This window comes from Acinetobacter sp. ANC 4862 (assembly GCF_004336635.1).
Taxonomy (GTDB): domain Bacteria; phylum Pseudomonadota; class Gammaproteobacteria; order Pseudomonadales; family Moraxellaceae; genus Acinetobacter.
Map to the genome: position 1 here is coordinate 65,483 of NZ_SJXH01000003.1, position 14,886 is coordinate 80,368.

14 protein-coding genes are annotated in these 14,886 nt (G+C 42.0%); 10 read left to right on the forward strand and 4 right to left on the reverse strand.

Annotation, left to right across the window (positions count from 1 at the left end; all coding sequences use genetic code 11):
• The first annotated feature begins 368 nt into the window (after positions 1-368).
• Positions 369-890, forward strand: coding sequence for a hypothetical protein (locus E0409_RS02115; RefSeq protein WP_131287120.1), 522 nt, complete (start codon positions 369-371; stop codon positions 888-890).
• A gap of 74 nt (positions 891-964) precedes the next feature.
• On the opposite strand, the gene E0409_RS02120 is transcribed toward E0409_RS02115, so the two are convergent.
• Complete coding sequence (locus tag E0409_RS02120) at positions 965-1,234, reverse strand: hypothetical protein (protein WP_131287122.1); 270 nt, start codon at positions 1,232-1,234, stop codon at positions 965-967.
• A 534-nt stretch (positions 1,235-1,768) separates the two neighbouring features.
• Between E0409_RS02120 and E0409_RS02125 the strand changes: the two genes are divergently transcribed.
• Positions 1,769-2,170, forward strand: a complete 402-nt coding sequence (locus tag E0409_RS02125) for a DUF2147 domain-containing protein (protein ID WP_502699780.1) — start codon at positions 1,769-1,771, stop codon at positions 2,168-2,170.
• Between the two features lie 133 nt (positions 2,171-2,303).
• Here the strand turns inward: E0409_RS02125 and E0409_RS02130 are convergent, their stop codons facing one another.
• Together E0409_RS02130 and E0409_RS02135 are read right to left on the reverse strand one after the other, a co-directional pair.
• A complete protein-coding gene (locus E0409_RS02130) occupies positions 2,304-3,995 on the reverse strand; it encodes an AMP-binding protein (protein ID WP_131287124.1) in 1,692 nt (563 codons plus the stop codon).
• Positions 3,996-4,097: 102 nt separating this feature from the next.
• Positions 4,098-4,724: a TetR/AcrR family transcriptional regulator gene (locus E0409_RS02135; protein ID WP_131287126.1), complete on the reverse strand. Its 627-nt coding sequence runs from the start codon at positions 4,722-4,724 to the stop codon at positions 4,098-4,100.
• Positions 4,725-4,871: 147 nt separating this feature from the next.
• Between E0409_RS02135 and E0409_RS02140 the strand changes: the two genes are divergently transcribed.
• From E0409_RS02140 to E0409_RS17040, 8 genes are all read left to right on the forward strand, one after another.
• Positions 4,872-6,044 carry an isovaleryl-CoA dehydrogenase gene (locus tag E0409_RS02140; protein ID WP_131287128.1) on the forward strand — a complete coding sequence of 391 codons (1,173 nt, stop codon included), beginning with the start codon at positions 4,872-4,874 and terminating at the stop codon, positions 6,042-6,044.
• Between the two features lie 42 nt (positions 6,045-6,086).
• Positions 6,087-7,688 carry a carboxyl transferase domain-containing protein gene (locus E0409_RS02145; protein WP_131287130.1) on the forward strand — a complete coding sequence of 534 codons (1,602 nt, stop codon included), beginning with the start codon at positions 6,087-6,089 and terminating at the stop codon, positions 7,686-7,688.
• A 12-nt stretch (positions 7,689-7,700) separates the two neighbouring features.
• Positions 7,701-8,501, forward strand: coding sequence for an enoyl-CoA hydratase/isomerase family protein (locus tag E0409_RS02150; RefSeq protein ID WP_131287132.1), 801 nt, complete (start codon positions 7,701-7,703; stop codon positions 8,499-8,501).
• 13 nt (positions 8,502-8,514) lie between these two features.
• Positions 8,515-10,509 carry an acetyl/propionyl/methylcrotonyl-CoA carboxylase subunit alpha gene (locus E0409_RS02155; RefSeq protein WP_131287134.1) on the forward strand — a complete coding sequence of 665 codons (1,995 nt, stop codon included), beginning with the start codon at positions 8,515-8,517 and terminating at the stop codon, positions 10,507-10,509.
• Entirely contained in the window at positions 10,506-11,408 is a 903-nt protein-coding gene (locus tag E0409_RS02160; RefSeq protein WP_131287136.1) for a hydroxymethylglutaryl-CoA lyase, read from the forward strand. The genes E0409_RS02155 and E0409_RS02160 overlap by 4 nt, the downstream gene beginning before the upstream one ends.
• A gap of 107 nt (positions 11,409-11,515) precedes the next feature.
• The gene (locus E0409_RS02165; protein ID WP_131287138.1) at positions 11,516-12,223 is read left to right on the forward strand and encodes a CoA transferase subunit A; all 708 of its coding nucleotides are present in this window, start codon (positions 11,516-11,518) and stop codon (positions 12,221-12,223) included.
• On the forward strand, positions 12,224-12,853 hold the full coding sequence (locus tag E0409_RS02170; RefSeq protein ID WP_131287140.1) for a CoA transferase subunit B: 630 nt from the start codon (positions 12,224-12,226) through the stop codon (positions 12,851-12,853).
• A gap of 375 nt (positions 12,854-13,228) precedes the next feature.
• Positions 13,229-13,399, forward strand: coding sequence for a hypothetical protein (locus tag E0409_RS17040; RefSeq protein WP_502699781.1), 171 nt, complete (start codon positions 13,229-13,231; stop codon positions 13,397-13,399).
• Between the two features lie 83 nt (positions 13,400-13,482).
• Here the strand turns inward: E0409_RS17040 and E0409_RS02180 are convergent, their stop codons facing one another.
• Complete coding sequence (locus E0409_RS02180; protein ID WP_131287142.1) at positions 13,483-14,811, reverse strand: DcaP family trimeric outer membrane transporter; 1,329 nt, start codon at positions 14,809-14,811, stop codon at positions 13,483-13,485.
• Between the last annotated feature and the right edge of the window lie 75 nt (positions 14,812-14,886).

Sequence of the window (14,886 nt, forward strand, 5' to 3'; positions counted from 1 at the left end):
TTAAATGAATAATTACATATATTTAAGCTAAATTATAGCGACAATTACTTGTTTTCTTGTAAGCATTTACCTACAAAAATAAAGCGCAATCAATTCTATAGCGCTATTTTTAATCATCTATTTGCAATAGACATCCAATGATTTGTACGAAACGAAAAATCGAAGTAAAACTCCCAATCCTCTACTCGATTTTAGGATTGAGTCCTATTTTTCCATGCTGACTTAAAATATATGAAGTGAGCCACATTATAATTGATGAGGCTTTTATTAATTAAAAGTGAGTAGAAACCATGACACCTGAACAGCGCTTGTAAGCAATATTTGCCAAATCAATACAACATGATGGTGAGCAATCTTATCGATCTAAATTGGAAAATAAGCTGGTTGCAACAAGTCATGAACTTAAAGAGTTAGCGAATAAAATTGAAGAAAAAGTCACAAATTTAATATTTATTGAGATGGATAAATTCTTGGAATCTCAAGGATGGATTTCAGAAATCCATGATGCAAAGAATAAAAGATATACGCAAGCTTTTAAAAACATTTATATAAGTGCTATAAAACCGGCAAGTGGAAAATTCGAATTTATTATTAAGCATGACCTATTTGAGAGCATAGATCATCGTATAGAAGTATCTTTTAAAGATAGTACAACTACAAGTCATTTTAAAACAGCTACTCAAAGTCTAAATATTAAAAAAGACATGTCTATAGAGGTGCTTGAGGATTGGGTGAAAGGCTTACAATCCACTCATCAAAAACTAAAAATAGAAAGTGAAAAATTAAAACTTGAAGATTTGACCTTTGAGGTGATAAAAGTTGGTCAAAGTCACCGAAAAAAACGACCAAACTTTATTGAAGCATTTTTATCAATTTTGGAAAATCAATAAGCCCTTTTATTAAGTAAGCTTCCTCTTATTATGTGCACATATGAAGGGTGGTATTGCTAAAATAAATCAGATCATTAGCGATGTAATTGTTTATATACCCATGTCAGAAACTCGTTTTTATGCCTTATCGGAGGCGCTAAATTAATATTGATTATTTGTCGACTCCCAAATTTACCGATAATTTTAGAAGGTGAATCAAGCCTGACCCCTGTTTTTTGATCCTGCTGTATTTCTGAAAAAAATTCCAATAATAGATCGAGCTCCGCCTTAGTTTTAAAATTTGGTTGCTCTGCTATAAAATTATAAACTTGCTGTAACATCTGAAAATTAGCGGCACTTTTCATTTTTCATTGCTCCAGCAAGCATATTCATTCAATAATATACACCCGAAGAATTTCAAAAATATTCACTGCATTTGTTAGCTGATTGTTCACATTTAGTTATAAAAAAACCAACCTTGCAATGAGTTTTTAATTTCTTGTTTATACATCAATCACTGTTAAAAAAATCACCCCCAACTTGCATGAGTGATTTTCTTAGAGACTGGATCAATCGTAACTGTAATATGAAGAAAATATTTGATGATATGAGCCAGATTTTAATTAAATATAAGACAGTGAATATAGGATTCAATGCCAAGGCTCTATTTACTGCTCACTTTATCTTGGCAAAGACTACAAACATAAATATATAAAAAATCCATAATAACGACTATTTTTTTTATAATAATTCTCATTGAACATATCTTCTTCTTTTCCGAGTAGAAGTCTGGAATGTGTAATACAAAACTTCTATTCATTTTAAAGAAAAAACTTACTCAAATCAGTTGAGGTCTAATGATGATAAAAACAACTCTAAGCGTATTAGGACTATCTCTAGTGTCTAGCCTTGCTTTAGCTTCTGATCCATTACATGGCACTAAATGGAAAACCATCGATGATGAAACCAAAAAGCCATTATCGATTGTTCAATTTTCTGAAACCTCGAACGGTGTCCTTTCTGCAAAAATTTTAGATGTACTAGACGGTACTGAAGGTAAAAAATGCACGAAATGTGCAGGTAAATTCCATAACAAACCAATTGAAGGTTTGCAGATTGTTTCAGGTCTGAAAAAGACTGCAAAGAATGTTTATGATGGCGGAAAAATTACCGACCCTAAAAATGGTAAAACTTATAGCTTTAGGGTCAAATTATCCAATGATGGTAAAACCTTAGCAGGTCGTGGCTATATTGGTATTTCTGTTTTAGGACGTAGCCAAACCTGGATTCGTATGAACTAATCCTGATTGATGTATCAAAAAAAAGCGACTGATTAAAGTCGCTTTTTTATGGGAGGATTACTATGTCTGCTCCTCCCATTATTTAATAATATCGGGAGGTATGCAGATGGTGCTAGCCCATATTGAATCAATATTAAGCAATATCTTCCAGTAAATTCAGTTCCTGACGCATCAATTCCTGTAATTTGAATTTTTGCGCCTTGCCTGAAGCGGTCATTGGAAATTCAGTAAAGAAGCGGACATATCGCGGTACTTTATTGTGAGAAATATGCTCTGCACAATACTTACGAATCGCTTCTTCATTTACCTGATGATGCTCATGCAGAATAATACAAGCGCAGAGTTCTTCACCATATCTGGCATCCGGTAAACCAATGACTTGTACATCCGAAACATCAGGATGGGTATACAGGAAATCTTCAATTTCTTTCGGGAACAGGTTTTCACCGCCACGAATGACCATATCCTTAATCCGGCCTTTAATTTTAACAAAGCCTTCTTCGTCCATTTCTGCAATATCACCAGTATGCATCCACTTGGCAACATCAATGACTTCCTGGGTTTTGTCATTGTCTTCCCAATAACCGAGCATGACTGAATAGCCGCGTACACAAAGTTCACCGAGGTTTCCACGCGGGACAACTTTGCCATTTTCATCGACAATTTTGATTTCAAGATGTGGATGAACCCGGCCAACCGTACCGACACGACGTTCCACAGAATCTGCTGTTGAACTTTGTGCACTCACAGGCGCTGTTTCAGTCATACCATAACAGATCGTAATTTCTGACATATGCATACGGTCAATCACACGCTGCATAATTTCACGTGGACACGGGCTGCCCGCCATGATGCCAGTACGTAAGCTGCTCAGGTCAAATTCATCAAATTGTTCATGTTCAAGCATGGCAATAAACATGGTCGGAACGCCATACGCCGCGGTACATTTTTCTTGCTGGATAGTTTTTAAAGTGTCGAGCGGATTAAACACAGCCGATGGATAAACCATGGTTGAACCATGCGTAATACAGGCCAAGTTCCCCATCACCATGCCAAAACAATGGAATAAGGGAACCGAAATACAGACCCGATCCTGTGGGGTTAAATGAATCGCTTCACCGACAAAATAGCCATTATTCAAAATATTATTGTGCGTCAACATGGTTCCTTTCGGATTACCCGTAGTACCAGACGTAAATTGAATATTAATGGTTTCATCAAACTGTAAATCAGCGGCAATCGCGTGTAACTGATCTAACTGTGCAGCCGTGGGTTCTGGCAATAAATCAGCAAAACGGTGAATACCGGTATGCTGCTCATGGTCAATTTTAATAATGTGCTTTAAATGCGGCAGGCGTTTTGCAGAAAGCTGTTTATCTGTCGATTGGGTAATTTCAGGGGCAATTTTCGTCAAGATGTCCTGATAATTACTGGTTTTAAATTGTGCTGCAATGACCAAGGCCTTGCAGGATACTTTATTCAGCACATATTCAAGTTCACTGCTTTTATACGCTGGATTCAAATTGACTAAAATCATACCGGCTTTAAAGGCTGCAAATTGTGTAATGGTCCATTCCACACAATTTGGTGACCAAATCGCGATTCGATCGCCCTTTTCCAAGCCTAATTGAAGCAGGCTGCAAGCAAATGCATTGACTTGATCCTGTAGCTGTTTATAGCTTAAGCGTACATTTTGATACACGCTGACCACAGCATCTTGTTCAGCATATTGCTGGCAGGCCTGATCAAACTTTTCACCAATGGTCATCCCAAGTAAAGGCTGACTGCTTGTTCCATAGGCATAACTTAACCGTACTTGTGTCATTGAATCACTCTCCTTGATTCTTTGTAATTATGATTCTTTCACTTTAATTGTTTTGACTCAGACAACTTTCCCAAACAACCTTATTTTTTTGTGTTTAACTGATCAAGCACCCTCCTTTAAGCAAACTCCACTTACACAAAAATCGGCAATCTGTTTGACAAAATAGTCCTTATAGGCCTGATCAAACCTGACATTTTTAGAAGGATTCAACGGTTCAATCACCACAAAAGTCATTGCGCCAACCACGCACAGCGCTGCGGTATTTAAATCTTCAAATCCAAACTCACCATTGATTTTACCTTCGGCAAGTATTTCATTAATGCTTTGTTTAATCAGTTGCTTACTACGAAAACGCTCATGTTCTATCGAAGGATCGACAGGTTCAAACATCAGCGAATACGCAAGCTGGGGACTATTCAATGCACGTTTAACGAAAGTTGATACTGCCTTATGTAATTTTTCAGCGACGGGCAGATCACTTGCAGCAATGTTATTCAAAATTTGAATTTCATGCTGAATTGCATCCGACAATACTTCAATTAACACTTGGCTTTTATTATCGAAATAACGATAAACCAGACCACTGGAAACGCCAGCACGCTCCGCAATCGCCTGAATTTGTGCATCTTTAAATCCCCCTTGAGCAATCAGTTCACGAGCAGACTGCAAAATCGTTTGACGATTTTGATCCATTCGTTCCTGCATCAATGATGATCTTTTATAACTCATAATCTTATTCTCAACCAGATAAAATGAATTGTAAATCATTTTGTGAATTTATATTCACTTTTTTGAAAAATAGTTGTATTGTAAAAATCAAGCACAACAAAAATGCTTTTTGGAACAAAAAATATAACCATCAGGATGAATGAAGAAATGAATCTACAAAGCTTAAATTTCGGTTTGGATGAAACGCTAGTTGCCTTACAAGATTCAATCGCAGCATTCTGTGCAAAGGAGATTGCACCGATTGCTCAGCAAGTTGACCAAGACAATGAGTTCCCTGCTCACCTTTGGAAAAAATTTGGTGATATGGGTCTGCTTGGCCTGACTGTAAGTGAAGAATACGGTGGTACTAACCTGGGTTATTTGGCCCATATTATTGCCATGCAAGAAATTTCCCGCGCATCAGCATCGATTGGCTTGTCCTACGGGGCACATTCTAACTTATGTGTAAACCAAATTAAGCGAAATGGTAGCGAAGAACAAAAACAAAAGTATTTACCTAAACTGGTTTCCGGTGATTTTGTCGGTGCCCTGGCAATGTCGGAGCCTAATGCCGGTTCGGATGTGGTGAGCATGAAATTAAAAGCCGAAGACAAAGGCGATCATTACCTGCTCAATGGTTCAAAAATGTGGATTACCAATGGTGGCGACGCTGACGTATTGGTGGTGTATGCCAAAACTGATCTTCAAGCCGGCTCTAAAGGCATGACGGCTTTTCTGGTTGAAAAAGGCATGCCAGGTTTTAGCCATGGCACTCATCTGGATAAATTGGGGATGCGCGGTTCAAACACCTACCCGCTTTTCTTCGACAATGTTGAAGTGCCGAAAGAAAATGTGCTGGGTGGCGTGGGTAACGGCACCAAGGTTTTAATGAGTGGTTTGGACTATGAACGTGCAGTTTTAAGTGCAGGTCCACTGGGCATTATGGATGCCTGTCTAGACACGGTGATTCCTTATATTCATGACCGTAAACAGTTTGGTCAGGCACTGGGTGAATTCCAGTTGATGCAAGGCAAAATTGCCGATATGTACTCCACCTGGCTGGCATGTAAAGCGCTGGTTTATGCCGTGGGTGCTGAATGTGACAAGGCTGAACATAGCCGTAGCTTACGTAAAGATGCAGCAAGTGCCATTTTATATGCTGCTGAAAAAGCCACCTGGATGGCAGGTGAAACCATTCAAACCTTAGGTGGCAATGGTTATATCAATGAATTTGCAGCGGGTCGTTTATGGCGCGATGCCAAACTTTATGAAATTGGTGCGGGAACTTCTGAAATCCGTCGCATGCTGATTGGTCGCGAACTGTTTAATGAAACAGCTTAAATCACGATTTATAAGCACACTGAATAACAAGGAAGTTCGAGAATGAATATATTACAAAGCAAAATTAATATTCGAAGCGAAGATTTTAAAACCAACCAGGCTGCCATGCAGATTTTGGTTGATGATTTGAAACAAAAAGCGCAGCAGATTGCTTTAGGCGGCGGCGAAAAAGCCCGTGAAAAACATTTGGCTCGTGGCAAACTGTTACCGCGTGAACGGGTTGATCATCTGATTGATGCCGGAACTGCCTTTTTAGAAATTGGGCAATTGGCAGCTTATAACGTCTATCCCGATGATGTACCTGCTGCCGGTGTGATTGCCGGAATTGGTCAGGTGAATGGCGTGACCTGCATGATTGTGGCGAATGATGCCACGGTAAAAGGTGGAACCTACTACCCGCTGACGGTGAAGAAACATTTACGTGCCCAAGAGATTGCAGAACAAAACCATTTACCGTGTATTTATCTGGTTGATTCAGGTGGTGCTTATTTACCGATGCAGGATGAGGTGTTCCCGGATCGTGATCACTTCGGTCGTATTTTCTATAATCAAGCCCGTATGTCGAGCCAAGGCATCGCGCAGATTGCGGTAGTGATGGGTAGCTGTACCGCAGGGGGTGCTTATGTGCCTGCCATGTCGGACGAAACCATTATCGTGCGTAATCAAGGCACGATTTTCTTGGGTGGCCCGCCATTGGTGAAAGCCGCGACCGGTGAAGTGGTCAGTTCTGAGGACTTGGGTGGTGGTGATGTGCATACCCGTCTTTCTGGGGTTGCTGATCATCTGGCTGAAAATGATGAACATGCGATTGCGATTGCCCGCAATATTGTGGCGAACTTAAATAAAAAAACCAATAAAACCGCAGATGAAATTGAAGCACCATTATTTAATGCAGATGAGTTGTACGGCATTGTACCAAGTGATGCGCGTAAGCCTTTTGATGTGCGTGAAGTGATTGCCCGTATTGTCGATGGTTCACGTTTTGATGAATTTAAAGCCCGTTTTGGTACCACGCTGATCACAGGCTTCGCTGAACTTTTTGGCATGAAAGTCGGCATCATTGCCAATAACGGCATTCTATTTTCAGAATCTGCACAAAAAGGTGCGCATTTCATTGAACTGTGCACCCAGCGCAATATTCCCCTACTCTTTATTCAGAACATTACCGGTTTTATGGTCGGTCGCCAGTATGAAAATGAAGGCATTGCAAAAAATGGCGCCAAACTGGTGATGGCGGTTGCCAACGCCAATGTACCTAAACTGACTTTGGTGATTGGTGGTTCATTTGGTGCCGGTAACTATGGCATGTGTGGTCGTGCCTATTCTCCACGTTTCCTGTGGACTTGGCCAAACTCACGTATTTCGGTGATGGGCGGTGAGCAAGCTTCAAGCGTATTGTCTACCTTAAAACGCGACCAGATTGAACAAAAAGGTGAAACTTGGTCAGCCGAACAGGAAGATCAATTTAAACAACCGATTCGTGATCAATACGAGCGCCAAGGTCATCCTTATTATGCTTCAGCGCGTCTTTGGGATGATGGTGTGATTGATCCTGCGCAAACGCGTCAGGTCTTGGGCTTAAGTTTGGCAGCTGCTTTAAATGCACCAATTTTACCAACCAAATTTGGCGTATTCCGCATGTAAGGGGTAAAAATAATGAGCTATCAATTTTTACAATTCGAACAACAGAATCAGGTCGCTACGGTGTGGATTAACCGCGCTGAATTGCACAATGCCTTTAACACCCAAGTGATTGAAGAACTGCACGCCTGCTTTCAGTCTTTAAATAACCGTGATGATGTACGTGTGGTGATTTTGGCGGGTCGAGGCAAGAGCTTCTCGGCCGGCGCCGACCTGAACTGGATGAAACAGGCGGGACAAGCTTCGCAAGTGGAAAATCAAGCTGATGCGCTGAAACTGGCGAAAATGTTGCAAAGTTTGGCGACTTTAAAACAGCCAACCATTGCCCGGGTACACGGTATTGCCTTTGGCGGCGGTATGGGTCTGGCTTCAGCATGTGATATCTGTATTGCCAGTACAGATGCCAAGTTTGCCACCTCGGAAGTTCGTCTAGGTCTAGCACCTTCGACTATTAGCCCTTATGTGATTCGTGCCATTGGTGCCCGTCAGGCTTCGCGCTATTTCTTAACCGCAGAACGGATTACAGCTGAACAAGCCAAGACTATCGGTTTAGTGCATGAAGTCACTCCTGCGGATGAGTTAGATGACAAGATTGATGAAATTGTTCAAGCCTTGCTCTTGGGTGGGCCTGAAGCACAGACAGCATCCAAACAACTGATTCAACTGGTCGATCAACAGGTTCTAACTGAAGAATTACTGCTGCAAACAGCGCAACATATTGCTCACGTACGCCAGGGATCAGAGGCGAAAAATGGCTTGAGTGCTTTTTTAGATAAGCAAAGTCCTTCCTGGATTATCTCTACAGCACAACAATAATAAGGATCATACAATGTTTGAAAAAATCTTAATTGCCAACCGTGGTGAAATCGCCTGCCGTGTGATTCGTAGCGCAAAAAAACTTGGAATCGCAACGGTGGCTGTCTATTCCGATGCCGATGCACAATCGCAACACGTCAAACTTGCCGATGAAGCAATCTATATTGGCGAATCACCGGCGGCACAAAGCTATTTACAGATTGATCGCATTATTCAGGCAGCTGTAAAAACTGGTGCACAAGCCATTCACCCGGGCTACGGTTTCTTGTCGGAAAATGACCAGTTTGCCGAAGCCTGCCAAGCCAATAACATCACTTTTATTGGTCCACCGGTAGCAGCCATTTTGGCCATGGGTTTAAAAGCGACGTCTAAAGCCTTGATGGAAAAAGCCGGTGTTCCGCTTACACCGGGTTATCACGGCACCAATCAAGATGCCGATTTTTTAAAACAACAGGCCGATATGATTGGCTATCCGGTGCTAATTAAAGCCAGCGCTGGCGGTGGCGGTAAAGGCATGCGTCTGGTTGAACGCAGTGAAGATTTCTTAGGTTCACTGGCTTCTTGTAAAAGCGAAGCTAAATCCAGCTTCGGTAATGATGAAGTTCTGATTGAGCGTTATGTGATTAATCCGCGTCATATTGAAGTACAGGTATTTGGCGACTCACACGGCAACTATGTGCATTTATTTGAACGGGATTGCTCGGTACAGCGCCGTCATCAAAAAGTGCTTGAAGAAGCGCCTGCCCCATTGGTTTCACAAGATAAACTCGATGCCATGCGCCAGGCTGCTATTGATGCCGCGCGTGCGGTTGATTATATCGGTGCCGGTACGGTCGAGTTTATTGTGGAGCAAGACGGCACCGCGTATTTCATGGAAATGAACACCCGTCTACAAGTTGAACATCCAGTCACTGAAATGATCACCGGCGTTGATCTGGTGGAATGGCAATTGCGTGTTGCCTTTGGCGAGCCATTACCGAAACAGCAAGATCAGTTGAAAATTCATGGTCATGCCATCGAAGCCCGCGTCTATGCAGAAGAACCTGAAAAAGGCTTTATTCCTGCGATTGGGCAAATCAGCTATTTACACTACCCTGAACAGAACCAGCATGTCCGGGTTGATAGCGGTATTGTTCAAGGCGATGAAATCAGCAGCTATTACGATCCGATGATTGCCAAACTGATTGTCTGGGGCGAAAATCGTGAAGCCGCTTTATTGCAAATGCATCATGCTTTAGGACAGTTCCATGTCGATGGTTTGGGTAACAATATTGCCTTCCTGGACCGCATCATTCGCTGTGACTCTTTTAAAAATGCCAAACTGGATACCAACCTGATTCAGCGTGAAGATGAATTTTTGTTTAAAAATATTCAATCACTGCAACCTGAGCTGGTTGTGGCGACGGCATTGACCGAATTATTGTTGCGTTTTAGCAAAAATAAACCAGCCAGCAATCCGGTTTGGCAAAGTGAAACACTATGGCGCGTGAATATCAGCCCAAGCTATGCCATTAAGTTGAAACTCGATGAAGCGCTTGTTCAAGTCAATTTAAGCGCTGAAAAAGAAGGTTTTGTGGCTGAATATCTAGGTGAAAAATTCCATATTTCTGGACAGCTTTTAAATAGCAATACTGCACATTTCAACATTAATGGCAAACAAGACAAAATTGCGTTTAGTCAAAATGCACACGGCCTGACCATTTTCAAAAATGGTCAAAGCCATAAGTTTAGTTATCTGAATCAGAAATTCAGTTCTGAGGATGCACAAAGTACTGAAGGCAATTTAAAAGCACCGATGCCAGGCGTGATTACTCAAGTTCTGGTTGCCGCCAATGATCAGGTGAAAAAAGATGATGTGCTGATGACCCTTGAAGCCATGAAAATGGAATATTCAATTCGTGCACCGCATGACGGCATTGTCGCAGCTTCCTATTTCCAAGCCGGTGACCAGGTCAAAGCCGGTGATGAACTTGTGGAATTTCAGGTACTGGTGGAGGAAGTCGCATGACTGATTTCGTCAAAATTGTAGAGGTCGGGCCACGCGATGGTCTGCAAAATGAAAAAACACCCCTCACCCTGGATGATCGAAAAAACCTGATTCTGGATTTAATGAAAACCGGTTTGCAGGCGATTGAAATCGGTTCCTGTGTTTCGGCAAAGTGGGTGCCGCAAATGGCAGACAGTGATGCACTGTTTGCCCAATTGCCGCAAGATCCCAATATTCAATTCAGCTTGCTGACACCGAATTTGAAAGGTTTTGAGTCTGCATTGACTGTGGGATGTAAAGAGGTTGCGGTGTTTACCGCAGCTTCTGAAAGTTTTACCCGTAAGAACATCAACTGTTCCATTGATGAAAGCTTTGAAAAGTTTGCCGATGTGATGGCAGCAGCCAAAGCCAATGATATCAAGGTTCGCGGTTATGTTTCCTGTATGGTCGATTGCCCTTATGAAGGTGCGATTGATCCGCAGCAAGTCGCCAAAGTCAGTAAACGCTTACTGGATATGGGCTGTTATGAAGTGTCCTTAGGAGAAACTATTGGCACTGCTACCCCGAATCGGGTTAAAAAAGTGTGGGAAGCTTGCCTTGCCGAATTAGACAGCCAGGTTTTAGCCGGTCATTTTCATAATACTTACGGCATGGCGATTGCCAATATCTATCAATCGCTTAATCAAGGCATTCGGATATTTGATTCTTCGATTGCCGGTTTAGGTGGCTGCCCCTATGCCAAAGGTGCTTCGGGCAATGTAGCAACGGAAGACTTGTACTATTTATTGTCCAAGATGGGTTTTGAAACCGGTATCAACTTGGATGCCTTAATGCAGGCCAGCCGTAACATCAGTCAGGTATTAAACCGTAATAATCCATCGAACTATGCCAATGCCTATTGGCAAACAAAGTGTGCTTAAAACAAAACTGCATGATTTTCTCATGTTTAAAAAGTCATGCAGGAAATTTATAAAAAGTTGCAATTCGGTCATACCCAGGACTGACCAGGAATAAAAAGAGGGATCAAATGCCAAATAAAGTTTATGAAAATGCACAGGCTGCATTACAAGATATTGTTCAGGATGGTCAAACCCTGGCGGTCGGTGGCTTCGGTTTATGTGGTATCCCGGAAGCGTTAATTGCGGCACTCAAAGACACAGGTGCCAAACAACTGACCTGTATTTCCAACAATGCCGGCGTCGATGGTTTCGGTTTGGGTCTTTTACTGGAAACCAAACAAATTAAAAAAATGATTTCATCTTATGTCGGTGAAAACAAAGAATTTGAACGTCAATATCTAAGCGGCGAACTGGAAGTCGAACTGACTCCGCAAGGTACACTGGCTGAAAAACTTCGTGCTGGCGGTGCAGGTATTCCTGCCTTTTTTACCCAAACCGGTGTCGGCACTTTAATCGCCGAAGGTAAAGAAGTTCGTGAATTTGAGGGCAAGGAATATATTCTGGAAAATTCCTTAACTGCCGATATTGCCTTGGTCAAAGCCTATAAAGCCGATAAAGCCGGAAATCTGATTTTCCGTAAAACCGCACAAAACTTTAATCCGGTCTGTGCCATGGCTGGCAAAATCAGCATTGCTGAAGTCGAAGAAATTGTCGAAATTGGCGATTTGGATCCTGATGAAATTCATCTTCCTGGCATTTATATCAACCGGATTATTTTAAATAATAATCCTGAAAAGCGCATCGAACAAATGACATTAAAAGCGGAGGCGGTATAAATGGCTTGGACTCGTAATGAAATGGCACAGCGTGCCGCTTTGGAACTGGAAGATGGGTTCTATGTCAATTTAGGCATTGGCTTGCCGACGCTGGTTGCAAACTATATTCCTGAAAATATGGATGTCTGGTTACAGTCAGAAAATGGCTTGCTCGGGATTGGTGAATTCCCAACTCAGGAAACGGTCGATGCAGACTTGATTAATGCCGGCAAGCAAACCGTCACTGCCCGTAAAGGCGCGGCTTTTTTCTCCAGTGCTGACTCTTTTGCCATGATTCGTGGCGGCCATGTCAACATTGCCATTTTAGGCGCCATGGAAGTTTCCCAAACCGGCGATTTGGCCAACTGGATGATCCCGGGCAAAAAAGTCAAAGGCATGGGCGGTGCTATGGATCTGGTTGCAGGCGTACAAAAAGTGGTGGTCTTGATGGAACACTGTGCTAAAGATGGCACGCCAAAAATTGTACAGCAATGTGCCCTGCCTCTGACCGGTAAAGGCGTAGTACACCGGATTATTAGCGACTTGGGTGTACTCGATATCACCGCCGACGGGGTCAAACTGGTGGAACTGGCGAAAGACGTCAGCTTTGAAGATATTCAAAAAGTCACTGGGGTCAAACTGCTTCAATAATGCTGTCTTGATGTGATCTTCTATTCTCCTTCTCCCCTTAAAGCTGACTAAAGTTTTAAGGGGAAATCATTTTGGTAGGAATACCGGTCGAACGCTTAGCTATATTCCAGCTACTTTTTAACAATAAAATATAGAATTAAGGGCATGTAACTATGCCCTTTTTTATGCTGAGTTTCATGCGATATCGCTTTAATAAATATCCCGCTGATAACGTCCTTCAAGTTTCAGTTGTGCTAATTGTTCAGTACCTAGAAAGCCTTAATAAGGCTTGCTCAACTTCTTGCACCATGCTTTTAAACTGCCACATTAAAACGCTTTAACATTACAAAATTTGATTTACCTAAAGAAAGTACTTACCGTATCCGCACTCAAGATGTGCTGGGTAATAGTGGTAAATATGCCTTGGTTGATGGTCGCTGGTTACACATCCGTCCGGTTCGTGCCCTTATACAAGCGCCTGCAGCTAAACCTGCTGAAACAGCAAGCATTCAAAAACCGGCCACTGAAAACTTTACTTATGGTTTAACGATTGAAGTCACAGAATAATGTTGATGAATAGATAAAAAATGATTCATATAAAAAAGCCTCCATTTGAAAATAGAGGCTTTTTATTTTAGAAAGATTAAATATTAAAAATTATAAATCGCTACCATATTAATTCGATTGTCTTCACCCGTTTTACTGCCATTAGGTGTAGCAGCACCAAAAGCTTCACGTTCACCATAAACATATTCAAGACCAAAACTTAAAGGCTTGGTTGGGCTATAAAAAACATTGGCCCAAGCTTGCCATAAGTCTTTATTGGCTTTCGTCTTATCCGTTGCAGTTAGAGCATCAATATAGTTTTGATTTTCATCAAAAGTCATATAACCATATCCCAAAGTACCACGTAGTTTTTCATTAAACTGTTGGGTCAAACCGACAGTAATCGAATCAAACTCACTTTGAGCAGCAATACGGCTATTTGCTGTAATTGCCCCATTATTATTCAGATTAGTAACCGCTACACCACTGTTGGTAAAGGAAACAAAACTGCTATCGCCTTTGACATGGTAATAATCGGCTTTTAAGGTTGTTCCCGGCACCACATCATACTTGGCACCTACGCCTACGCCCCATGCCATTTCTTCATCAGAATTAACCCGTTTTTCATGCCCCATGGCACGTGCACTGATGTTGAAATTATCAGCAAACTGATGGTTTAATCGTGCCGTTAATGCAGGAAAACGCTGTGTGCTTAACTTATCTTTCGGATCTTCAGCCGCTAATACCAAATTGGTTTGTGGACTAAATTTGCTGGTATAACGCACTTGTGGGGTTCGTTTCACAGCACCACCAACAAAAGCCAAGGCATCAATGGTTTCTGGCATGTAGTCAGGTACTGCAAAGTTTGACCAGGTTTGCCCCATCAGCCAGTTACCATAATTCACATAGGCATGACGGATACGCAAATTATCAAGGTTGGCTCCACCCAGGAAGTCGACTTCAATTTTACCCTTCACCTCTTGCTCAGCAGCCTGAGTTTTAAAATCCAGACCTAAACGCGTCGCAGATAAAGTCGATCTGAAACGATCGCTATTCCCAGCAGCACCTTCTAGTGGCACGCTATTGATCTGGTTATATGGCATATCCACACCACCACCTTCAGCCTGATAGGATGCATCTGCACGGACATTACCATACAGATTAAACTCGGCACCTTTGGCAGTTTTCAGTACAGGAGTTGCTGTAGCCACAGGCGCTGGGCGTTGAACCGCTGCAATAGCAGTTGCAGTCTGTGCTGTCTGTACTTTTTGCTGTTCAACCAGATTACGTAAAGCTTGAACTTCCTGTCTGAGTTGTTCAATTTCTTTTTGCTGTTGGGTTTGGGCTTGGGCCGCTACGCTGACTCCACCTAGACTTAGGGCAATCATGCTCATCATGAGCGTACGTTTCATTGTCGGTTGCGTGGTGTTCATCCTAAACTCACTTGTTGTTGTTCGATCAAATATTAGCAATAGATTTTCACTACTACGATGGCAATCTATTTCACT